Here is a 21,049-nt window from a genome sequence, read left to right on the forward strand (position 1 = left end):
GGCCCCTATCCTGCCTCCTCGCCCCCGAACAGGGCGAGGGCGGTGTTCACCAGGCCGAGGTGGCTGAAGGCCTGTGGGAAGTTGCCGAGATGCCGGCCGGCGACGGGGTCGTACTCCTCGGCCAGCAGGCCCACGTCGTTGGTGAGGCCCACCAGCCGTTCGAACAGCTCCCGCCCCTCCTCGGGGCGGCCCGTCTCCTGGAGCGCGTGCGCCAGCCAGAACGAGCAGGCCAGGAAGGTGCCCTCGTCCCCGGGCAGTCCGTCCACGGTCGTCCCGTCGGTGCTGTAGCGGCGCACCAGACCGCCGTGCCCCAGTTCCGCGCGGACCGCGTCGACCGTGCCGACCACCCTCGGGTCCTCCGGCGGCAGGAAACCCAGACGCGGGATGAGCAGCAGGGCGGCGTCGAGGTCCCGGGAGCCGTAGGACTGGGTGAAGGTGTTGCGTTCCGCGTCGTAGCCCTTCTCGCACACCTCCCGGTGCACCTCCTCGCGCATCGCCCGCCAGCCCTCCAGATCCCCCTTCAGCTCGGGGTTCTCCTCCAGGGCACGGACCGCGCGGTCGGCGGCCACCCACACCATCACCTTCGAGTGCACGAACTGGCGGCGCCCCCCGCGCACCTCCCACAGCCCCTCGTCGGGCTGCCGCCAGTGCTCGCTCAGCCAGCTCATCAGCGCGCACTGGATCGACCACACATGCGGTTTGGTCGGCAGGCCCGCGGCACGGGCCAGCGCCAGGGAGTCGATGACCTCGCCGTAGACGTCCAGCTGGAGCTGGTTCACGGCCTCGTTGCCCGCGCGTACCGGGCTGGAGCGGGCGTAGCCGGACAGCCACGGCAGCTCGATCTCGGGCAGCCGGCGCTCACCCGCGAGCCCGTACATGATCTGGAGGTCGGCCGGGTCCCCGGCGACGGCCCGCAGCAGCCAGTCCCGCCACGCCTCGGCCTCGTCGTGGTAGCCGGCCTCCAGCAGCGCGCCCAGCGTGAGGGTGGAGTCGCGCAGCCAGCAGTAGCGGTAGTCCCAGTTGCGCACCCCGCCGAGCTGTTCGGGCAGGGAGGTCGTCGGGGCGGCGACGATGCCCCCGGTGGGCCGGTAGGTGAGCGCCTTCAGGGTGATCAGGGAGCGGACCACGGTGTCCCGGTGCGGGCCGTCGTAGCGGCAGCGCGCGGCCCAGGCCCGCCAGTCCTCCTCGGTGGAGCGCAGTGCCTCGCGCGGGTCGATCAGCGGGGGACGCCGTTCGTGCGAGGGGTGCCAGGTCAGGACGAAGGCCACCGACTCGCCCGCGCCGACGGTGAACTCGGAGTGGGTGGCGAAGTTCTCGCCCCAGGTGCGCACGGCCGGTTCGCTGCGCAGCCAGACCGAGTCCGGCCCGGCGACCGCCACCCGGTGGCCGTCCGCCCGGCGCATCCACGGCACGATCGAGCCGTGGTCGAAGCGCAGCCGCACATCGCTGCGGACGGTGACCCGGCCGCGCAGCCCCGCAACGATCCGGACCAGATCGGGATGGCGGTCGCGTTGCGGCATCAGGTCGGTGACCCGGATCGCGCCCCCGTCGGTCTCCCACTCGGTGTCGAGGACGAGGGTGTCGGGGCGGTAGGCGCGACGGGTGCAGGCCCGGTCGACGCCCTTGGGGGCGATGCGCCAGTGGCCGTTCTCACGGTTGCCCAGCAGGCGGGCGAAGCAGGCGGCGGAGTCGAAGCGGGGCAGACAGAGCCAGTCGACCGAGCCGTCGCGGCCGACCAGGGCCGCGGTCTGTTCGTCGCCGATGAGGGCGTAGTCCTCGATACGGGGGTGCACGTCCCTGCGGGTTCCCGGTGGGCCGGGCGGGCAATCAGGGGGTGGGGCCGGGGGAGTGACACCCCGCTCACCGCGTCCTCGGTCCCCGGGGAGACCCCCTCCGGGGCGCGCACCGGCTGGTACTCCCGGCGGGTCGGTACCGGGGCCCGCGGGTGGTGGCGGTGGTGCCGGGCGCAGTGGCGGTCGTACGCGGCCTCGCCGGCCGGTTCGCGCGGGTACCGGCGCACGCCGCCCACCACCTCGCGGCGACGGCCCGCCGTATGCAGAGAGCCGACGAGACGGCCGCCCTCCGCCGAGAGCGCCCCGCTGCTGCGCGACGACCGGCGCGTGCTGGTCGACGCCCTGCTACACCTTCCCGCCCGGCACCGCGAGCCGGCGCTCCCGGCGGAGGACGGGCGGGAGCGGCGCGGGCGCTACACCGGAGCCGGTGCCGCTTCCTCCGCCTGCGCCGAGGCGGCAGCCGCCTCACGCTCCCGGCGCTCCCGGCGGACCAGGACCACCCAGCCGACCGGGACGCCCGCCGCGAACAGCCACCACTGGATGGCGTAGGCGAAGTTCAGCGCAGCGTCCTCGCTGCCGGGCTTCCCGACCGGCTCGGGGGTGCCGCCCTTCGGCTCGGGCGCCGTCTGGGCGATGTACCCGCCCAGCACCGGCTCGCCGAGCCGCCGCGCCTGCTCCTCGCTGTTGATCAGCATGATCTGCCGGTCCGGCAGCCCCTTGAGGTCCTTGATGCCGCTCGCCGCCGTCGTCTCGTCGGGCATCAGCCGCCCGGTGACGGTGACCTCGCCGGCGGGCGGCGCGGGGATCTTCGGGAACGTGCTCTGGCTCGCGCCGTTCGCCGGGATCCACCCCCGGTTGACGAGCAGCACCTTGCCGTCCGTCAGCACGAACGGGGTGAGGACGTGGAAGCCGACCGTCTCGTCGGCGTTGACCCGGCGCCGTACGACGACCTCGTGCGCGGTGTCGAAGGTGCCCGTCGCGGTCACCGCGCGGTAGCGCTGGTCACGGGTGACGGTGTGTCCCGGGGACGTCATCCGCTCCACCGGCACCGGCTCGGCGGACAGCGCGTCGGTGACGAGCTGGTTGCGCGCGGCGCGCTCGTCGTGGCGGTGCATCTGCCAGAAGCCCAGCCGGATCATCGTGGGGATGAGCAGCAGGGCGACCAGCGTGAGGATCACCCACTGCCGGGACAACAGGAAGCGGTACACCCCACGACCGTACCTCTCGGGTCGTGGGGTGCTGTCGCAGGGGTGCCGAAGACGGGCGCGTCAGACGCGGTCGATGATCCCCGCCTTCCCCTCGGCCCGCGCGCAGTGGGCGCCGCAGTACCAGTGGCCCTCGACCTCGACGCCCTGGCCGATGATCTGGACCCGGCAGTGCTCGCAGATCGGGGCCATGCGATGAATCGCACAGGAGAAGCAGTCGAAGACGTGCACGGCGCCCTGCGCGTGCACCTCGAAGGTCATTCCGTAGTCATTGCCGCAAACTTCGCATCTCGCCATGCGCCACAGGGTGAGCGCTCACCCGCGCGCGGGCGAGCGGGCGGTGGGCGAGTCGTCCGGCAATCACCCGTACGTACGGCTCACCCGTCGGCTGCCTCGACATCGCGCAGCAGCTGCCCGAACGCCGCCTCGTCCACCACCGGGGTCCCGAACTGACGGGCCTTCACCACCTTCGACGTGCCCGAGTCGGGATCGTTGGTGACCAGCAGACTGGTCAGCCGGGACACGCTGGTCGCCACATGCAGCCCCGCCTCGGTGGCGCGGTCCTCCAGCAGCTCGCGCTCCACGGACGTGTCGCCCGAGAACGCCACCCGCATGCCCTGCTTGAGCCTTTTGCCGTCTTCGTACCGCCCGGGGTTGGGGTACGGACAGACGGGCCGCTTGCGCGAGGGCCGCCAGCTGCTCGGCCGGCCGCCGTAGCCGCCGCCGTAACCGCCGCCGCCCTGGCGGCCGATGCGGGCCGCGGGTCCGTCGGTCCACTCCGTGAGCGGCCGGCACTCCAGCAGCGGCAGCCGCACCCCGCCCGCCGCCGCGGCCCGCAGGCTCGGCCGGAACGCCTCCGCGAGGACGCGCGCGTCGTCGAGGGCGTGGTGCGCCTGTCGCTGGACCACGCCGAAGTGCGCCGCGAGCGACTCCAGTTTGTGGTTGGGCAGCGGCAGCCGCAGCTCCTTGGAGAGGGCGATGGTGCACAGCCGCTGCCGCACCGGCGCCTCGCGCTCCGCGCGCGCGTACTCCCGGGCGATCATCTGCCAGTCGAAGACCGCGTTGTGCGCGACGAGCACCCGCCCCGCGAGCCGCTCCGCGAACTCCTCGGCCACGTCCTGGAAGAGCGGGGCGCCCTCCAGTGCCTCGCTCGTCAGACCGTGTATCCACACCGGCCCCGGGTCGCGCTCCGGGTTGACCAGCGTGTACCAGTGGTCCTCGACCTCACCGCGCGCGTCCAGCCGGTACACGGCGGCGGAGATGATCCGGTCGTCCCGGGCCAGTCCGGTGGTCTCCACGTCAACGACCGCGTACCCCTGGGGATACGCGGCCGGCCACTCCGTGGGGGAGGACGCTGCGGTCGTCTGGTCTGCGAGCATGGTCATTGAGGATACGGGGCGCCGCCGACACCGGTGACGCACCGGATGTCATCCTCCCTCCCGTGACGGAACGGCAGACGCGACCCGACGCGGAACCACCCCACCGCGAGACCCACGAGGGCACCCTCGGCTCCCGGTTGAACTGGCTGCGCGCCGCCGTGCTCGGCGCCAACGACGGCATCGTCTCCACCGCGGGCCTGGTCGTCGGCGTGGCCGGCGCCACCGAGGACCGCTCGGCGCTGCTGACGGCGGGTCTGGCCGGCCTGCTGGCCGGGTCCCTGTCGATGGCGGCCGGGGAGTACGTGTCGGTGTCCACGCAGCGCGACTCCGAGAAGGCGGCCCTCGCACAGGAGCGGCGCGAGCTGCGCGAACAGCCGGAGGCCGAACTGGAGGAACTCACCGGGCTGCTGGAGGAGCGCGGCCTCACCCGCGAGGTGGCCCGCGAGGCCGCCGTCCAGCTGACGGAACGTGACGCCCTGCGGGCCCACGCGCGCGTGGAGCTGGGCATCGACCCCGACGACCTCACCAACCCCTGGCACGCGGCCTGGGCGAGCTTCCTCGCCTTCACCGCCGGTGCCCTCCTGCCCCTCCTCGCGATCGTCCTGCCCCCCGTCGGCTGGCGCCTGCCGGTGACGGTGGTCTCGGTCCTGATCGCCCTGTTCTGCACCGGCTGGAGCAGCGCCCGGCTGGGGGCCGCCGCACCCCGGCGGGCCGTCCTGCGCAACGTGTGCGGGGGAGCGCTGGCGATGGGGGTGACGTACGGGGTGGGGGTGTTGCTGGGGGCGGCGGGGGTGTGATCTCCGGCCGTCCGCTGTGCGGAGGCCGCCGAGCGGCGACCCGGCAGCCCCGCGGGGGCGGCACCCGCCCGGCTCTTGGCGGAGACCGCCAACAAGCAAGCGCGTACCCCCGGAAATACTTGTGGGTAACACCGTCTAGCCCCGGCCGACCTGCGGTTCTACGGTGCCTCCATGCCGAATCTGCCCGATGTCGTGCTGTGGTCGATGCCCGCGTTCGTGCTGCTCACCGTGGTCGAGATGATCAGCGTCCGCCTCCATCCCGACGAGGAGGCCGCCGGATACGAGGCGAAGGACACCGCGACGAGCGTCGGCATGGGGCTCGGGAGCATGGTCTTCGACTTCGTCTGGAAGATCCCCGTCGTCGCCCTCTATACGGCGATCCACGCACTCACCCCCCTGCGCGTGCCCGTCCTGTGGTGGACCGTCCCGCTCATGCTGCTCGCACAGGACTTCTTCTACTACTGGTCCCACCGCGGCCACCATGTCGTCCGCATCCTGTGGGCCTGTCACGTCGTCCACCACTCCAGCGAGAAGTTCAACCTCACCACCGCGCTGCGCCAGCCCTGGACGTCCCTCACCGTCTGGCCGTTCTACGTCCCGCTCGTCGCCCTCGGCGTCCACCCCGCCGCGCTCGCGTTCTGCTCCTCCGCCAACCTCGTCTACCAGTTCTGGATCCACACCGAACGCATCGACAAACTGCCCCGGTGGTGTGAGTTCGTGTTCAACACGCCCTCACACCACCGCGTCCACCACGCCTCCCAGGGTGGCTACCTCGACCGCAACTTCGGCGGCATCCTCATCGTCTGGGACCGGCTCTTCGGCTCGTTCGTCCCGGAGGTGGAGCGGCCCGTCTACGGGTTGACGAAGAACATCAACACGTTCAACCCGATCAAGGTCGCCACCCATGAGTACGGGGCGATCGTCAAGGACATCAAGGCGGCGTCCAGTTGGCGCGAGCGCGCGGGACGGGTGTTCGGGGGACCGGGATGGCAACCGGCCCAGCCTCCCGCCGACGCCGCGGCGGCGGTCGGGGGGAGCAGCGCGGCGTGACCCTCCGACCCCGCCCCCTCCGACCCCGCCCCCTCCTGACCGCCTTCGTCCTCGCGACCGCCGTCGACCTCGGTTCCCTCGCGGCGGGCCGGCCCCCCGGGCACACCGTCGCCAAGCCGCTCCTCATGCCGCTCCTCGCCGCCTGGGCGGCCACGGGTGGCGCACCGCGGCTGCTCCTCGCCGCCCTGCTCTTCGGCTGGGGCGGCGATGTGCTCCTCCTGTCGGACGCCGACCCCGCATTCCTCGCCGGCATGGCGAGCTTCGCGGCCGGACACCTCTGCTACCTCGTGCTCTTCATGCGGTACGGCCGCCCCCGCGCGCGTGCCGGCCTCCTCGCCCCGGCCTACGCCGCCGTCCTCATCGCCACCCTCGCCCTCCTGTGGCCCGGACTTCCGCCGGACCTGCGCGCCCCCGTCGCCGCCTACAGCACCCTTCTCACCGCCATGGCCCACACCGCCGCCACCCGCCTCGGCCCCTCAGCCGGGGCCGGTGGTGTGCTCTTCCTGCTCTCGGACACCCTCATCGCCACCGGGATCGCCGGCCGGCCGCAGCCCCCGCGCCCCGAGCTGTGGATCATGCTGACGTACGCCGCCGCGCAGTTCCTGCTGGTCCGCGGTGCCCTCCGGGAACGCGCGACGACACGGGCGGCGTACCGTGAAGTGCGCTCGACCACCCCCTGAGCGCACCCACGCACCCGCACGAGAAGGACCCTCGCCATGCGCGCCACCACCATCCACGCCCCCTACGACATGCGGGTGGAGGACGTGCCCGACCCCGTGGTGCAGCTGCCCACCGACGCCGTCGTGCGCGTGCTGCGCGCCTGCATCTGCGGCAGCGACCTGTGGGCGTACCGCGGCGAGGCGGCCCGGCAGCCGGGCCAGCGTATCGGGCACGAGTTCCTCGGCGTGGTCGAGGAGACCGGCTCCGAGGTGAGCACGCTGCGCACCGGCGACCTGGTCGTCGCGCCTTTCATGTGGTCCGACGGGGTGTGCGACTACTGCCGCGAAGGGCTCACCACCTCCTGCGAGCACGGCGGCTTCTGGGGCTCCGTCGGCTACGACGGCGGCCAGGGCGAGGCCGTCCGCGTGCCCTTCGCCGACGGCACCCTCGTCCGGCTGCCGAAGGAGGCCGCCTCCGACGAGCACCTGCTCTCCGCGCTGCTCACCCTCTCCGACGTGCTGGGCACCGGCCACCACGCCGCCCTCGGCGCGGGCGCCCGCCCCGGCGCCACCGTCGCCGTCGTCGGGGACGGCGCCGTCGGTCTGTGCGCGGTCCTCGCCGCCAAGCGGCTCGGCGCCGAGCGGATCATCGCCCTCGGCCGCCACCAGGTCCGCACGGACATCGCGCGCCGCTTCGGCGCCACGGACGTCGTCGCGGCGCGCGGGGACGAGGCCGCCCTGGCCGTCCGCGAACTCACCGGCGGCCGGGGCGCGCACGCCGTCGTCGAGGCCGTCGGCACCGAGCAGTCCATGCGCACGGCGGTCGGCATCACCCGCGACGGCGGCGCCATCGGCTACGTCGGCGTCCCGCACGGCAGCGGCACCGGACTCGACCTGGGCGTCATGTTCGACCGCAACCTCACCCTGCGCGGCGGTGTCGCCCCGGTCCGCGCCTACATCCCCGAGCTCCTGCCCGACGTCCTCGACGGCACGATCGACCCGTCCCCCGTCTTCGACCTCACGGTGGGCATCGAGTCGGTACCGGACGGCTACCGGGCGATGGACGACCGCACGGCATTGAAGGTCCTGGTCACCGACTGAACAGAGGGGGTGCACGCCGGGGCACGGGGAACCACGCGACCAGCCACCGCGGCGGAGTCCTCGCGGGACGGCAGATCACCGCGCCCCTGGTGCAGGGCGTCGGACCGGGCGGCGACGGCGGGCGCGCGAGGCGCTCACCCCCACGCCGCCGGATCAACGCCCCAGGGACCCGGCGGCCGTCGCCACTCCACCGGACCCCCCTCGAAGATCACCGGCGACTTCGCATACCGCAGCCGCCCCACCGCACTGTCCGTCTCCCCGAGCCACCCCTCGGCCCGAGTCCCGGCCTCCCCGACCTCACGGTCACTCCCGGCGCCGTCCAGGAGCAGCGCGGCCGTCCGCGCCAGCGCCACCCGCACGAGCCGGCTCCCGCCGTCGTGCGCCTGCTCGGTCAGCGCCCGCAGCACGCCCGCCGCCAGCAGATAGCCGCTGCCGTGGTCGAGGGCCTGCGCCGGCAGCGCACCCGGCCGCCCGTCCGACCCCTCGACGGCCGCGATGCCGGTGGCCACCTGGACGAGGCTGTCGAAGCCCCGCCGGTCGCGCCACGGCCCGTACGCGCCCCACGCCGACACCTGGGCCACCACCAGCCCGGGCCGCCGTTCGGCCAGCGCCTCGGGGGAGAGGCCGAACCGGTCGAGGGCGCCCGGCCGGTAGCCCGTGACGACGACATCCGCCCCCGCGAGCAGCTCCTCGAAGCTCCGCCGGTCCGAGACCAGGTCCAGCAGGGCCGAGCGCTTTCCGAAACCGGTGTCGGCGTGCTGGTCGGGGAGCTCCGGCAGCCGGGGCGGGTCGAGCCTGAGGACGTCCGCGCCCAGGAGGGCGAGCGTGCGGGTGGCGACCGGCCCGGCCAGCACCCGGGTGAGGTCCAGGACGCGCAGCCCGGCGGCGGGCAGCAGGGGAGTCCCGGCAAGCTCGGGGAACGTCCGCGCGCGTGCGCCGTCCAGCCGGCCGCGCTCGACGAGCGGGCGCGCGACGACCTCGGCCGCCTGCGGGTGCGCGGCCCACTCCTCGGGCGTGCGCAGCGCGACCGCGAGACCCCCGGCCGAGTAGACCGCGTCCTCGACGTCCCGCGCGGACCGCCCGGCCATCGCGGCCTCCACGGCGCCCGGGTCGTCCGGCACGCCCAGCGCCCTCAGCAGCCGGTCGCGGTGGTGCGGATAGTTGGCGTGCGTGCGCACCCAGCCGTCCGCCGTCCGCCAGAACCGCGACAGCGGCGCGAACGGCACCGGCGCCCGCCCGTCGACCAGCAGGTGCCGCTCACTGGTGAAGGCGGTCGCCACCGCCCCGTCGTCCACCCGCACCGCGGGCACCCGCGCGAGCCCCGCGCGCAGCGCCCCCAGCTCGGCCCCGGCCAGCGCAGACGCGCCCACACAGGCCCGCGCCAGCTCCCGCACGGGCAGCCGGGCGGGCAGCGCGTCCGCGCGGACGACGGCCGACACGCGGGCGAGCCGGGCGGGATCGCCGCCCAGCTCCGACCACACATCGTTGATTGATGTCATGACTACAGTGTGCAGTATTGACTCAATCAATATGTGGGGCCGCGTGTCATGGCCGCCGTACAGGCGCTACTTGACGGCCCGCAGCGCGTTCACCACGCCGTACCCGAAGAACCCGTTGACCTGCTTGCCGCCGACGCAGGTCGCGTCCACCACGCCGTCACCGTTGCCGTCGTACGGCTCGGTCGGGCAGCCCGGGTTGTCCGCCTGCGCCTTGAGCAGGGCCTGCAGCTGGGCCGGGGAGGCGGACCGGTGCGTCGACTTCAGCAGCGCGGCCACGCCGGCCACGTGCGGGGACGCCATCGAGGTGCCCTGGAGGAAGCCGTAGGTGTTGTTCGGCAGCGTCGACAGGATGCGGCCGTTGGCCGACGGCGTCTGCGGGATCTGGTACTTGTCGCCTCCCGGGGCGGCCACGTCGACCGCGCCCAGACCGTAGCTGGAGTAGTACGACTTGGTGCCCTTGACGCCCGTGGCGCTGACCGTGACCACACCCGGCAGCTGGGTCGGCACGTCGAAGCACTCGTGCGGGTCGACCGTCCGCTTCACCGGCGTGGAGTCGTCCGGGCTGGACGAGTCCTCCAGCGCGTCGGCGTCCAGGTCGTGGTTGCTGTTGCCCGCCGAGGCCACGTTGAGCGTGCCCTTCTTCTGGGCGTACAGCTGAGCCCGGTTGACCGCGTCCACAATGGCTCGCTGGTCGGGGTCGTCCATGCAGTTGTACAGCCACGGATCAACGTAGTAGCTGTTGTTCGTGATCTCCACGCCGTGGTCGGCGGCGAACACGAACGCGCAGACGACGTTCTCCGGGTAGAAGAGGCCGTCCTTCGGGTCGCTCACCTTGATGCCGGCGACCTTCACCCCGGGGGCGACGCCCGCCACGCCTATGCCGTTGCGGGCCGCGGCTATCTCACCGGCGACATGCGTGCCGTGGTAGTCGTTCGCGGTGTACGGCCGCCAGGCGCCCTCGCTGGTGTCCGCGACACCGCCGACGCAGTTGGCCGACTGGGACGCCGAGAAGTTCGGCGCGAGATCCGGGTGGGTGTCGTCCACACCGGTGTCGATCACGGCGACCGTGACTCTCCTGCTGCCCGGGTCGATTTCGGCGGCCTTGTCCGCGCCGATGGCCCGCAGGTCCCACTGGTCGGCCTCGAGCGGCTCGCTCTGGCCGGCCGCGGCGGAGGCCTTCTCGATCTTCGTGGCCTCCGCCTGCGACAGGACCTGCACGGCCCCCTCGTCGGTGGTCCCCGCCGCGCTGAGCGGCGCGGTGCGCGTCGCACCCGCCGACTGCACCCCGGGCACCGCGCGGATCCGCGGCCCGAAGTCGGGGTTCGCCGAGTGGACGACGAGCACGCCGATCCTGTCGTACGACGCCACCAGGGTGCCGCCGGCCGCGGCGATCGCCTTCTTCACCGACGCGATCGTGCGGTGGTGCCCCTTCGTGTTGACGACATACGTCAGCGTCCCGGCCTCGGCGGCCTCGGCGGTCGACACCGCGGCCGAGACCGAGGGGGAGGACGGGGTCGCGGTGGCGGCCGTCGGCAGGAAGCCGACGGTGGCGGTCAGCGACAGCACGACGGGCACCGCGAGAGCGAGGCGGCGTCTGGAAGGCAGATGAGCCATGGGGTCTCCACATCATCCGGAAACGAGACCGGCCCGGACGCGGGTCGCGCCTGGGCAGGTACATGACGGGTGGTGCTGCGTCGAAGCTATCTCCCCGACCGCCGCCCAGCAACGGCCACCGCCGCGATCAAGGCGGCGACGCACGAAAGAACCCGATCGGGTTGAACCCGCCTCAGTGTGCCGCCGTGCCCATGGACAGGGAGCCGTGCACCATCGAGCCCCCGCCCGACCCACCGTCCGCAAGCGAGGAGACTCCGTGGCCACCGAGACACCGCCCCCCTCGAAAACCCAAGCCCAACTCCCCTCCACCGAGGAGTTCGTCGCGGTGCAGGAGAGCGCGGAGTTCGGTGAACTGCGCGGCTCCTACCGCGGTTTCGCCTTCCCGCTGACCGTCGGCTTCATCGCCTGGTACCTCCTCTTCGTCCTGCTCTCCAACTACGCGGGCGACTTCATGGGCACCAAGCTCTTCGGCAACGTCAACGTGGCCCTGGCCCTCGGACTCGCCCAGTTCCTCACCACGTTCCTCATCGCCTGGTGGTACGCGCGCACCGCCGCCGCCACGTTCGACCCCAAGGCCGACGCCATCAAGTCCCGGATGGAGGGCGGCGCATGAGCCCCGCACAGCACACCACCCTGCTCGCGGCCGGCGAGGCGAGCGAGCACCGGCCGCTGATCATCACCCTGTTCGCGGTCTTCGTCGCGGCGACCCTCGTCATCACGGTCTGGGCGGGCCGGCAGACCAAGGACGCGGCCGACTTCTACGCGGGCGGACGCCAGTTCACCGGATTCCAGAACGGCCTCGCGGTCTCCGGCGACTACATGTCCGCCGCGTCCTTCCTCGGCATCGCCGGCGCCATCGCCCTCTTCGGCTACGACGGCTTCCTCTACTCCATCGGCTTCCTCGTCGCCTGGCTCGTCGCCCTCCTCCTGGTCGCCGAGCCGCTGCGCAACTCCGGCCGCTACACCATGGGCGACGTCCTCGCCTACCGCATGCGCCAGCGCCCGGTCCGCACCGCCGCCGGCACCTCCACGATCGTCGTCTCGATCTTCTACCTCCTTGCCCAGATGGCCGGCGCCGGCGTCCTGGTCTCGCTGCTCCTCGGCATCACCAGCGACGGCGGCAAGGTCGGCATCGTCGCCCTGGTCGGCGTACTGATGATCGTCTACGTCACCATCGGCGGCATGAAGGGCACCACCTGGGTCCAGATGGTCAAGGCGGTCCTGCTGATCGCCGGAGCGCTGCTGCTGACCTTCCTGGTCCTGCTGAAGTTCGACTTCAACGTCTCCGACCTGCTCGGCTCGGCCGCCGACAACAGCGGCAAGGGCGCCGCCTTCCTGGAGCCCGGCCTGAAGTACGGCGCCACCGGCACCACCAAGCTGGACTTCATCTCCCTCGGCATCGCCCTGGTCCTCGGCACCGCCGGCCTGCCGCACATCCTGATCCGCTTCTACACCGTCCCCACCGCCAAGGCCGCCCGGAAGTCGGTCATCTGGGCCATCGGCCTCATCGGCTCCTTCTACCTGATGACCCTCGCCCTCGGCTTCGGCGCCGCCGCGCTGATCAAGCCGGACGAGATCATCGCGTCGAACAAGGCCGGCAACACCGCCGCGCCGCTCCTCGCCCTCCACCTCGGCGGCACCGACTCCAACTGGGGCGCGATCCTGCTCGCCACCATCTCGGCCGTCGCCTTCGCCACGATCCTCGCGGTCGTCGCCGGACTGACCCTGGCCTCGTCCTCCTCCTTCGCGCACGACATCTACGCGAACGTGATCAAGAAGGGCCAGGCCGACGAGAAGCAGGAGATCAACGCGGCCCGCTGGGCCACCGTCGGCATCGGCGCCGTCTCGATCCTCCTGGGCGCCCTCGCCCGCGACCTGAACGTCGCCGGCCTGGTCGCCCTCGCCTTCGCGGTCGCCGCCTCCGCCAACCTCCCCACCATCCTCTACAGCCTCTTCTGGAAGCGGTTCACCACCTCCGGAGCCCTCTGGTCGATCTACGGCGGCCTGGTCACCGCGGTCGGCCTGGTGCTGTTCTCCCCGGTCGTCTCCGGCAAGCCCACCTCGATGTTCCCGGACGTCGACTTCCACTGGTTCCCGCTGGAGAACCCCGGCATCATCTCCATCCCCGTCGGCTTCCTCCTCGGCATCCTCGGCACCCTCCTGTCGAAGGAGGAGCCCGACCAGGGCAAGTACGCCGAGCTGGAGGTCCGCTCCCTGACGGGCACCGGGGCCCACTGACCCCCTCCGGGAGCGCGGCCGCGTCGTGGATCCCCACGACGCGGCCGCGTCTTACGTCGTGGGATCTCCCTCTCACGTTGTCAGTGGCGTCGCGTAGGCTCGCAGATGACGACAGGAACACCGCGATCCACCACGGGGAGGGGGCCCACGTGCTCATCGACACCTACGGTCGAGTGGCCACCGACCTGAGAGTCTCGCTCACCGACCGCTGCAACCTGCGCTGTACGTACTGCATGCCGGAGGAGGGCCTGCAGTGGCTGGCCAAGCCCGACCTCCTCTCGGACGACGAGATCGTCCGGCTGATCCGCATCGCGGTCTCCACGCTCGGCATCGAGGAGGTCCGCTTCACCGGCGGTGAGCCCCTGCTGCGCCCCGGCCTGGTCGGCATCGTCGAACGCGTCGCGGCGCTGACCCCGCGCCCCCGGATGTCCCTCACGACGAACGGCATCGGCCTGGGCCGCACCGCGACCGCGCTCAAGGCAGCAGGTCTTGACCGGGTCAACGTCTCCCTCGACACGCTCCGCCCGGACGTCTTCAAGACCCTCACCCGCCGCGACCGCCACCACGACGTCCTCGACGGCCTCCGCGCCGCCCGCGACGCCGGTCTCACCCCGGTCAAGGTCAACACCGTCCTCATGCCCGGCCTCAACGACGACGAGGCCCCCGACCTCCTCGCCTGGGCACTGGAACACGACTACGAACTGCGCTTCATCGAGCAGATGCCCCTGGACGCCCAGCACGGCTGGAAGCGCGAGGACATGGTCACCGCCGGAGACATCCTCGCCTCCCTCCGCACCCGCTTCGACCTCACCCCCGAGGGCCAGGACGAGCGGGGCTCCGCCCCCGCCGAACGCTGGCTGGTCGACTGCGGGCCGCAGAGCGTCGGCGTCATCGCCTCCGTCACCCGCCCGTTCTGCGCGGCCTGCGACCGCACCCGCCTCACCGCCGACGGCCAGATCCGCACCTGCCTCTTCGCCCGCGAGGAGACCGACCTGCGCGAGGCCCTGCGCTCCGGCGCCCCCGACGAGGAGATAGCCCGCCGCTGGCGCCTGGCGATGTGGGGCAAGAAGGCGGGAGCGGGCCTGGACGACCCGGCGTTCGTCCAGCCGGACCGCCCGATGTCGGCGATCGGGGGCTAGCGCAGCGCCCCGTCAGTGACCCTCGGGGTCCCAGTCCTCGAACTTCACGACGTCTTTGAGGAACCCTCGAACGCCGAGGAACTGCGACAGATGCTCCCGGTGCTCCTCACACGCCAGCCATGTCTTCCGCCGCTCCGGCGTATGGATCTTCGGGTTGTTCCACGCCAGCACCCACACCGCGGCGACCCGGCACCCCTTGGCGGAACAGATAGGCGTCTCGTCAGTCACAGGTGCGTCGTTCCGTCCCACAGATACCCATACAAAAGGCGACGCCGAGCAGCCACGGGGGGAGCTGCCCGGCGTCGGTCCGTCGCTCCGACGGGGGATGCGGAGCGCGTACGAAGTATGTCACGGCCGACCCGTCGCACGGCACTGGAACAGCATGATTGATCTGAGCTTTTCCTGAGCTTCGAGCAGGGTCCGTCAGGGCCGCGGCTCAGCCCGCTCCTCCGGAACCGATTCCGTCCCGGAGCCGTCCGTCCCGGGCGGCGCGATCATGGGCCGCACGTGGGCGGTGACGAACGTGGAGGGCAGACCCGGCGCGTTCTCCCGCCCCGCATTGGCGATCACCACCGCGATGTACGGCAGGACCGCCCCCAACACCAGTGCCACGAGGGCGACATGACGCTCCACGTTCCACAGGGTCGCCGCGAGGATCACCGCGACCGTACGGACCGTCATCGAGATCACGTACCGCCGCTGCCGGCCGCGCACGTCCTCCTGGAGGCCCTGCCGGGCCCCGGTGATCCGGAACACCTGGGCTTTTCCGCCGTCACCCTGCTTCCGCATCGCATTCCACCGTCCACCCGCGTCGAACACTCCCCGGCACTCCACGTTACGCCGGGGCTGCGCCGCCTTCGAGACCGGGTCGCCCGGTACCCGGGCGAACCTCCTGCGCCGTACCGCGTACGGCCGCACCCGACATGCGCCGTACGGGGTACACAACAAGACTGTGGGCAACACTCACGTCGAGCCGTACGAGGAGGCAGCCATGGGCTGGTTGTGGGCGATCATCGTGGGATTCGTACTCGGTCTGATCGCCAAGGCGATCCTCCCGGGCAAGCAGCACAGCCCGCTCTGGCTGACCACCATCTTCGGCATCATCGGCGCCGTGATCGGCAACGCGATCGCGCGCGGCTTCGGCGTCGAGGAGACCGCGGGCATCGACTGGTGGCGCCACCTCTTCCAGCTGGTGGCAGCGGTCGTGGTGGTGGCCCTGGGGGACAGGGCGTACATGGCGACCCTGGGCAAGAGGAAACAGCGGGCATGAGACAGCGGTCATGAGACAGCGGTCATGAGACAGCGGTCATGAGACAGCGGCCATGAGGCAGCGGTCATGAGAAAGAGGCGCCCCCGAAAGGGCGCCTCCCCGCGGCTTACTCCTACGCCCCCGTCACCTCGACGGCGGCAAGATTCTTCTTCCCCCGCCGCAGCACCAGCCACCGCCCGTGCAGGAGATCCTCCTTCACGGGCACCGCGTCCTCGGCCGTGACCTTCACGTTGTTCACGTAGGCCCCGCCCTCCTTCACGGTCCGCCGCGCGGCCGACTTGCTGGCCACCAGCCCGACCTGCGCGAACAGGTCCACGACCGGGCCCGGCTCGGCGACCTGGATGTGCGGCACCTCGGACAGCGCGGCCGTCAGCGTCCGCTCGTCGAGGTCGCCCAGCTCGCCCTGCCCGAACAGCGCCCGGCTCGCGGCGATCACCGCGGCCGTCTGGTCGGCGCCGTGCACCAGCGTGGTCAGCTCCTCCGCCAGCGCCCGCTGGGCGGCCCGCGCCTGCGGCCGCTCCGCGGTCTCCCGCTCCAGCTCCTCCAGCTCCGCACGCGACTTGAAGGACAGGATCCGCAGGTAGGTGGAGATGTCCCGGTCGTCCACGTTCAGCCAGAACTGGTAGAACGCGTACGGCGTCGTCATCTCCGGGTCGAGCCAGACCGCGCCGCCCTCGGTCTTGCCGAACTTGGTGCCGTCCGCCTTGGTCATCAGTGGCGTCGCGAGCGCGTGCACGTCGGCCTGCGGCTCCAGCCGGTGGATCAGGTCCAGACCGGCCGTGAGGTTGCCCCACTGGTCGCTGCCGCCCTGCTGGAGCGTGCAGCCGTGGCGCCGGTAGAGCTGGAGGAAGTCCATGCCCTGGAGGATCTGGTAACTGAACTCGGTGTAGCTGATGCCCTGGTCGGACTCCAGGCGCCGGGCCACGGAGTCCTTCGTCAGCATCTTGTTGACGCGGAAGTGCTTGCCGATGTCCCGCAGGAACTCGATCGCGGACAGACCCGCGGTCCAGTCGAGGTTGTTGACCATCACGGCCGCGTTCTCGCCCTCGAAGGACAGGAACGGCTCGATCTGCGCACGCAGCTTGCCGACCCAGCCGGCGACCGTCTCCGGGTCGTTCAGCGTGCGCTCCGCCGTGGGGCGCGGGTCGCCGATCAGACCCGTGGCCCCGCCGACCAGCGCCAGCGGCCGGTGACCGGCCTGCTGGAGCCGGCGCACGGTGAGCACCTGCACCAGGTGCCCCACGTGCAACGAGGGCGCGGTCGGGTCGAAGCCGCAATAGAACGTGACGGGGCCGTCCGCGAGCGCCTTGCGCAAGGCGTCCTCGTCGGTGGACAGGGCGAACAGGCCCCGCCACTTCAGCTCGTCGACGATGTCCGTCACGGTTCTCGTATCTCCTTGGGGTGGGCTCGTGGTCAGTACGAGGTTATACGCCCTGACTGACAGAGCTCATATTGAAGTCCGGCACCCGCAGCGCGGGCATCGCAGCCCTAGTGAACCAGTCGCTCCACTCCCGGGGCAGCGTCTTTTCCGTGCGCCCGGCCTCCACCGCGCGGCCCAGCAGACCGACCGGCGACTCGTTGAACCGGAAGTTGTTCACCTCGCCGACGACCTCGCCGTTCTCGACGAGGTACACCCCGTCCCGGGTCAGACCGGTCAGCAGCAGGGTCGCCGGGTCGACCTCGCGGATGTACCACAGGCAGGTCAGCAGCAGCCCGCGCGTGGTGCTCGCGACCATCTCCTCCAGGGAGCGGTCCGCACCGCCGTCGAGGATCAGGTTGTCGATCGCGGGAGCCACCGGCAGCCCGGTCAGACCGGCGCTGTGCCGGCTGGTGATGAGGTTCTTCAGCACCCCCTCGCCGACCCACTCGGTGGCGGCCAGCGGCAGCCCGTTGTCGAACACGGACGAGTCGCCCCCGGAGGAGTGGGCGAGGACGAACGGCGCCGACTCCAGGCCGGGCTCGTTCGGGTCGCTGCGCAGGGTCAGCGGCAGCTCGGACAGCCGCTCGCCGAGCCGGGTGCCGCCGCCGGGCTTGGAGAACACCGTCCGTCCCTCGGCCGCGTCCCGGCCCGACGCCGACCACATCTGGTAGATCAGCAGGTCCGCGACGGCGGTCGGCGGCAGCAGCGTCTCGTACCGCCCCGCCGGCAGCGCGATCCGCCGCTCGGCCCAGCCGAGACGTACGGCGAGCTCGGCGTCGAGCGCCGCCGGGTCGACGTCCTTGAAGTCCCGCGTGGAACGCCCCGCCCAGGCCGAACGCGTACGGTCCGGGGACTTGGCGTTGAGCTCCAGCGTGCCGTTCGGCTGGTCGTGCCGCAGCCGCAGGCCCGTGGACGTGCCCAGGTACGTCGACACCAGCTCGTGGTTGGCGAAGCCGTACAGCTCACGGCCGCCCGCACGCGCGCGTGCGAAGGCCTCGCCCAGCGCGGGCGCGAAGTCGGCGAACACCGCGGACGAGGTCTCCGCGGGCGCCTCGGTGAACTCCGGCGCCACCACCTCACCGGTGACCAGCGGCTGCGCGTCCTCGGCGGCCCCCGCGCCGCGCGCGGCGGCCTCGGCGGCCCGCACCAGCGGCTCCAGCTCGTCCGCGGTCACCGCGGCCCGCGAGACGACCCCGGAGGCGGCGCCCTCCTTGCCGTCGACCGTGGCGATCACGGTGAGCGTCCGCGAGCGGGTGACGCCGTTCGTCGTCAGCGCGTTGCCGGCCCAGCGCAGGTTCGCCGTCGACTGCTCGTCGGCGATCACCACGCACCCGTCGGCCCGCGACAGCGCGAGGGCGCGCTCGACGACCTCGTGCGGCTTGTTCGTACGGGCGCTCATCGGCCGGCCTCCTGCGTGGTGTTCAGAATGTTGACGCCCTTGAACAGGGCCGACGGGCAACCGTGCGACACCGCCGCGACCTGCCCCGGCTGGGCCTTGCCGCAGTTGAACGCGCCGCCGAGCACATAGGTCTGCGGGCCGCCCACCGCGGCCATGGACCCCCAGAAGTCGGTGGTCGTCGCCTGGTAGGCCACGTCCCGCAGCTGCCCGGTGATCCGCCCGTTCTCGATCTTGAAGAAGCGCTGGCCGGTGAACTGGAAGTTGTACCGCTGCATGTCGATGGACCACGACCGGTCCCCGACCACGTAGATCCCGCGGTCGACGCTCCCGATCAGGTCCTCGGTCGACATCCCCGCCGGATCGGGCCGCAGCGACACGTTCGCCATCCGCTGCACCGGCACGTGCCCGGGGGAGTCGGCGAAGGCGCACCCGTTGGAGCGGCCCAGGCCGGTCAGCTTCGCGATCCGCCGGTCCAGCTGGTAGCCGACGAGCGTGCCGTCCTTCACCAGGTCCCAGGACTGGCCCTCGACGCCCTCGTCGTCGTAGCCGATCGTCGCCAGGCCGTGCTCGGCGGTGCGGTCACCGGTGACGTTCATCAGGTCGGAGCCGTAGCGCAGCTTGCCGAGCCGGTCGAAGGTGGCGAAGGAGGTGCCGGCGTAGGCGGCCTCGTAGCCGAGCGCCCGGTCCAGCTCGGTGGCGTGCCCGATGGACTCGTGGATGGTCAGCCACAGGTTGGACGGGTCGACGACCAGGTCGTACAGCCCGGCCTCCACGCTGGGCGCCCGCATCTTCTCGGCGAGCAGTTCCGGCATCCGCTCCAGCTCGTCGTCCCAGTCCCAGCCGGTCCCGGTGAGGTACTCCCAGCCCCGGCCCACCGGCGGCGCGAGCGTCCGCATCGAGTCGAACTCACCGCTGGACTCGTCGACCGAGACCGCCGTCAGCGAGGGGTGCAGCCGCACCCGCTGCTGGGTGGTCACCGTCCCCGCCGTGTCCGCGTAGAACTTGTTCTCGTGGACGGTGAGCAGCGAGGCGTCGACGTGGTTGACGCCGTCGGCCGCCAGCAGCCGGTGGCTCCACTCGGTCAGCAGCGCGGTCTTCTGCTCGTCCGGCACGGTGAACGGATCGATCGCGTAGGACGAGATCCACGTCCGGTCGCTGTGCACCGGCTCGTCGGCCAGCTCCACCCGCTCGTCGGACCCGGCGGCCCTGATGACCTGCGCGGACAGCTTGGCCATCGCCACGGCCTGCGAGGCCACCCGGGCGGCCGCGTCCATCGTCAGGTCCACGCCGGACGCGAAGCCCCACGTACCGCCGTGCACCACGCGCACCGCGTACCCCAGGTCGGTCGTGTCCGAGGAGCCGGACGGCTTGGCGTCCCGCAGCCGCCACGACGCGCTGCGCACCCGCTCGAACCGGAAGTCCGCGTGCTCGGCCCCGAGCGCACGCGCACGTGCGAGGGCGGCGTCGGCGAGGGCGCGCAGAGGTAGGGCCGTGAAACTTTCGTCGATGGTATGAGGCACCTACGTATCTCCCTGGTGTCGTCGCGTGTGTGTCCCCGATCATGTCGCGCCGGGCGGCCGTCGGACCACACCTTTCGGAGCGCCTGCCGCAAAGTTTCTGTAGGGACCCCACAGTGAGTCCCGTGCCCCACTGTCGGTGCCCGAATGTCCGCGCGCGCGGCCGGACCGATAGGTTTCGAGGGAAGCCGCCTGCCGTCCAGGTCCCGGGCAGGTGTGTCAGACCCCTATCGAAAGGGTGATCCGTTGAGCCGCTCGGTTCTCGTCACCGGAGGAAACCGGGGCATCGGCCTCGCCATCGCCCGCGCGTTCGCCGACGCCGGCGACAAGGTCGCGATCACATACCGCTCGGGCGAACCGCCGCAGGCCCTCACCGAATTGGGCTGCCTGGCCGTCAAGTGCGACATCACCGACGCCGAGCAGGTGGAGCAGGCCTACAAGGAGATCGAGGCCGAGCACGGCCCCGTCGAGGTCCTGATCGCCAACGCCGGCGTCACCAAGGACCAGCTCCTGATGCGCATGTCCGAGGAGGACTTCACCTCGGTCGTCGACACCAACCTCACCGGCACCTTCCGCGTCGTCAAGCGGGCCAACCGCGGCATGCTGCGCGCCAAGAAGGGCCGGGTCGTCCTCATCTCGTCGGTCGTGGGGCTCTACGGCTCTCCCGGCCAGGCGAACTACGCCGCGTCCAAGGCCGGCCTCGTCGGCTTCGCGCGCTCCCTCGCCCGTGAGCTGGGGTCGCGCAACATCACGTTCAACGTCGTCGCGCCCGGCTTCGTCGACACCGACATGACCAAGGTGCTCACCGACGAGCAGCGCGCGGGCATCGTCTCGCAGGTCCCGCTCGGCCGGTACGCGCAGCCGGAGGAGATCGCCGCGACGGTGCGGTTCCTCGCTTCGGACGACGCCTCGTACATCACTGGAGCCGTCATCCCCGTTGACGGCGGACTGGGAATGGGTCACTGATCA

At 71.9% G+C, this 21,049-nt stretch carries 20 protein-coding genes and 1 pseudogene; 9 read left to right on the top strand and 12 right to left on the bottom strand.

Annotated elements, in window-relative coordinates:
• Nucleotides 1-5: 5 nt before the first annotated feature.
• From AQJ58_RS37485 to AQJ58_RS37500, 5 genes and pseudogenes are all read right to left on the bottom strand, one after another.
• Nucleotides 6-1,793 (bottom strand): glycoside hydrolase family 15 protein, encoded by a 1,788-nt coding sequence (locus AQJ58_RS37485; RefSeq protein WP_067258746.1) that lies wholly within the window; start codon nt 1,791-1,793, stop codon nt 6-8.
• Between the two features lie 170 nt (nt 1,794-1,963).
• Nucleotides 1,964-2,032: pseudogene (locus AQJ58_RS46085) on the bottom strand (hypothetical protein); the annotation flags it as partial.
• A gap of 174 nt (nt 2,033-2,206) precedes the next feature.
• Entirely contained in the window at nt 2,207-3,001 is a 795-nt protein-coding gene (locus AQJ58_RS37490; protein ID WP_067258748.1) for an SURF1 family cytochrome oxidase biogenesis protein, read from the bottom strand.
• 60 nt (nt 3,002-3,061) lie between these two features.
• Nucleotides 3,062-3,295 carry a hypothetical protein gene (locus tag AQJ58_RS37495; RefSeq protein WP_079061473.1) on the bottom strand — a complete coding sequence of 78 codons (234 nt, stop codon included), beginning with the start codon at nt 3,293-3,295 and terminating at the stop codon, nt 3,062-3,064.
• Nucleotides 3,296-3,375: 80 nt separating this feature from the next.
• Nucleotides 3,376-4,377 (bottom strand): DEDDh family exonuclease, encoded by a 1,002-nt coding sequence (locus AQJ58_RS37500; protein ID WP_067258824.1) that lies wholly within the window; start codon nt 4,375-4,377, stop codon nt 3,376-3,378.
• A 62-nt stretch (nt 4,378-4,439) separates the two neighbouring features.
• On the opposite strand from AQJ58_RS37500, the gene AQJ58_RS37505 reads away from it, so the two are divergent.
• The 4 genes from AQJ58_RS37505 to AQJ58_RS37520 all read left to right on the top strand — a co-directional run bounded on the left by AQJ58_RS37505 (nt 4,440) and on the right by AQJ58_RS37520 (nt 7,984).
• The gene (locus AQJ58_RS37505) at nt 4,440-5,174 is read left to right on the top strand and encodes a VIT1/CCC1 transporter family protein (protein WP_067258826.1); all 735 of its coding nucleotides are present in this window, start codon (nt 4,440-4,442) and stop codon (nt 5,172-5,174) included.
• Between the two features lie 171 nt (nt 5,175-5,345).
• On the top strand, nt 5,346-6,224 hold the full coding sequence (locus AQJ58_RS37510; protein ID WP_067258750.1) for a sterol desaturase family protein: 879 nt from the start codon (nt 5,346-5,348) through the stop codon (nt 6,222-6,224).
• Entirely contained in the window at nt 6,221-6,904 is a 684-nt protein-coding gene (locus tag AQJ58_RS37515; protein WP_067258751.1) for a lysoplasmalogenase, read from the top strand. The genes AQJ58_RS37510 and AQJ58_RS37515 overlap by 4 nt, the downstream gene beginning before the upstream one ends.
• A 36-nt stretch (nt 6,905-6,940) precedes the next feature.
• A complete protein-coding gene (locus AQJ58_RS37520) occupies nt 6,941-7,984 on the top strand; it encodes a zinc-dependent alcohol dehydrogenase family protein (RefSeq protein ID WP_067258753.1) in 1,044 nt (347 codons plus the stop codon).
• Nucleotides 7,985-8,118: 134 nt separating this feature from the next.
• On the opposite strand, the gene AQJ58_RS37525 is transcribed toward AQJ58_RS37520, so the two are convergent.
• Nucleotides 8,119-9,483: a CoA transferase gene (locus tag AQJ58_RS37525; protein WP_067258755.1), complete on the bottom strand. Its 1,365-nt coding sequence runs from the start codon at nt 9,481-9,483 to the stop codon at nt 8,119-8,121.
• Nucleotides 9,484-9,549: 66 nt separating this feature from the next.
• Nucleotides 9,550-11,097, bottom strand: coding sequence for a S8 family serine peptidase (locus AQJ58_RS37530; protein WP_067258756.1), 1,548 nt, complete (start codon nt 11,095-11,097; stop codon nt 9,550-9,552).
• Nucleotides 11,098-11,353: 256 nt separating this feature from the next.
• Here AQJ58_RS37530 and AQJ58_RS37535 point away from each other — a divergent pair, with 256 nt between their 5' ends.
• The 3 genes from AQJ58_RS37535 to moaA all read left to right on the top strand — a co-directional run bounded on the left by AQJ58_RS37535 (nt 11,354) and on the right by moaA (nt 14,474).
• Nucleotides 11,354-11,710 carry a DUF485 domain-containing protein gene (locus AQJ58_RS37535; RefSeq protein WP_067258758.1) on the top strand — a complete coding sequence of 119 codons (357 nt, stop codon included), beginning with the start codon at nt 11,354-11,356 and terminating at the stop codon, nt 11,708-11,710.
• A complete protein-coding gene (locus AQJ58_RS37540; RefSeq protein WP_067258762.1) occupies nt 11,707-13,335 on the top strand; it encodes a solute symporter family protein in 1,629 nt (542 codons plus the stop codon). The genes AQJ58_RS37535 and AQJ58_RS37540 overlap by 4 nt, the downstream gene beginning before the upstream one ends.
• 149 nt (nt 13,336-13,484) lie before the next feature.
• Nucleotides 13,485-14,474 (top strand): GTP 3',8-cyclase MoaA, encoded by a 990-nt coding sequence (gene moaA / locus AQJ58_RS37545; RefSeq protein WP_067258764.1) that lies wholly within the window; start codon nt 13,485-13,487, stop codon nt 14,472-14,474.
• A 12-nt stretch (nt 14,475-14,486) separates the two neighbouring features.
• Here moaA and AQJ58_RS37550 read toward each other — a convergent pair whose 3' ends face one another.
• Nucleotides 14,487-14,702: a hypothetical protein gene (locus AQJ58_RS37550; protein WP_067258766.1), complete on the bottom strand. Its 216-nt coding sequence runs from the start codon at nt 14,700-14,702 to the stop codon at nt 14,487-14,489.
• Between the two features lie 195 nt (nt 14,703-14,897).
• The gene (locus AQJ58_RS37555) at nt 14,898-15,263 is read right to left on the bottom strand and encodes a DUF3099 domain-containing protein (RefSeq protein ID WP_067258768.1); all 366 of its coding nucleotides are present in this window, start codon (nt 15,261-15,263) and stop codon (nt 14,898-14,900) included.
• A 202-nt stretch (nt 15,264-15,465) separates the two neighbouring features.
• On the opposite strand from AQJ58_RS37555, the gene AQJ58_RS37560 reads away from it, so the two are divergent.
• Entirely contained in the window at nt 15,466-15,744 is a 279-nt protein-coding gene (locus AQJ58_RS37560; RefSeq protein ID WP_055636400.1) for a GlsB/YeaQ/YmgE family stress response membrane protein, read from the top strand.
• A 112-nt stretch (nt 15,745-15,856) separates the two neighbouring features.
• Here AQJ58_RS37560 and tyrS read toward each other — a convergent pair whose 3' ends face one another.
• From tyrS to AQJ58_RS37575, 3 genes are read right to left on the bottom strand one after another with little or no spacing between them, the layout of a single operon-like run.
• Nucleotides 15,857-17,125: a tyrosine--tRNA ligase gene (gene tyrS / locus AQJ58_RS37565; protein WP_067258769.1), complete on the bottom strand. Its 1,269-nt coding sequence runs from the start codon at nt 17,123-17,125 to the stop codon at nt 15,857-15,859.
• A 43-nt stretch (nt 17,126-17,168) separates the two neighbouring features.
• Nucleotides 17,169-18,563 (bottom strand): metallopeptidase TldD-related protein, encoded by a 1,395-nt coding sequence (locus tag AQJ58_RS37570; protein ID WP_067258770.1) that lies wholly within the window; start codon nt 18,561-18,563, stop codon nt 17,169-17,171.
• Nucleotides 18,560-20,083 (bottom strand): TldD/PmbA family protein, encoded by a 1,524-nt coding sequence (locus AQJ58_RS37575; RefSeq protein WP_067258771.1) that lies wholly within the window; start codon nt 20,081-20,083, stop codon nt 18,560-18,562. Before AQJ58_RS37575 ends, AQJ58_RS37570 begins: the two co-directional genes overlap by 4 nt.
• Nucleotides 20,084-20,326: 243 nt before the next feature.
• Between AQJ58_RS37575 and fabG the strand changes: the two genes are divergently transcribed.
• Complete coding sequence (fabG, locus tag AQJ58_RS37580) at nt 20,327-21,046, top strand: 3-oxoacyl-[acyl-carrier-protein] reductase (protein WP_067258772.1); 720 nt, start codon at nt 20,327-20,329, stop codon at nt 21,044-21,046.
• Nucleotides 21,047-21,049 lie beyond the last annotated feature (3 nt).

The organism is Streptomyces sp. DSM 15324, from assembly GCF_001514285.1.
Classification (GTDB): domain Bacteria; phylum Actinomycetota; class Actinomycetes; order Streptomycetales; family Streptomycetaceae; genus Streptomyces.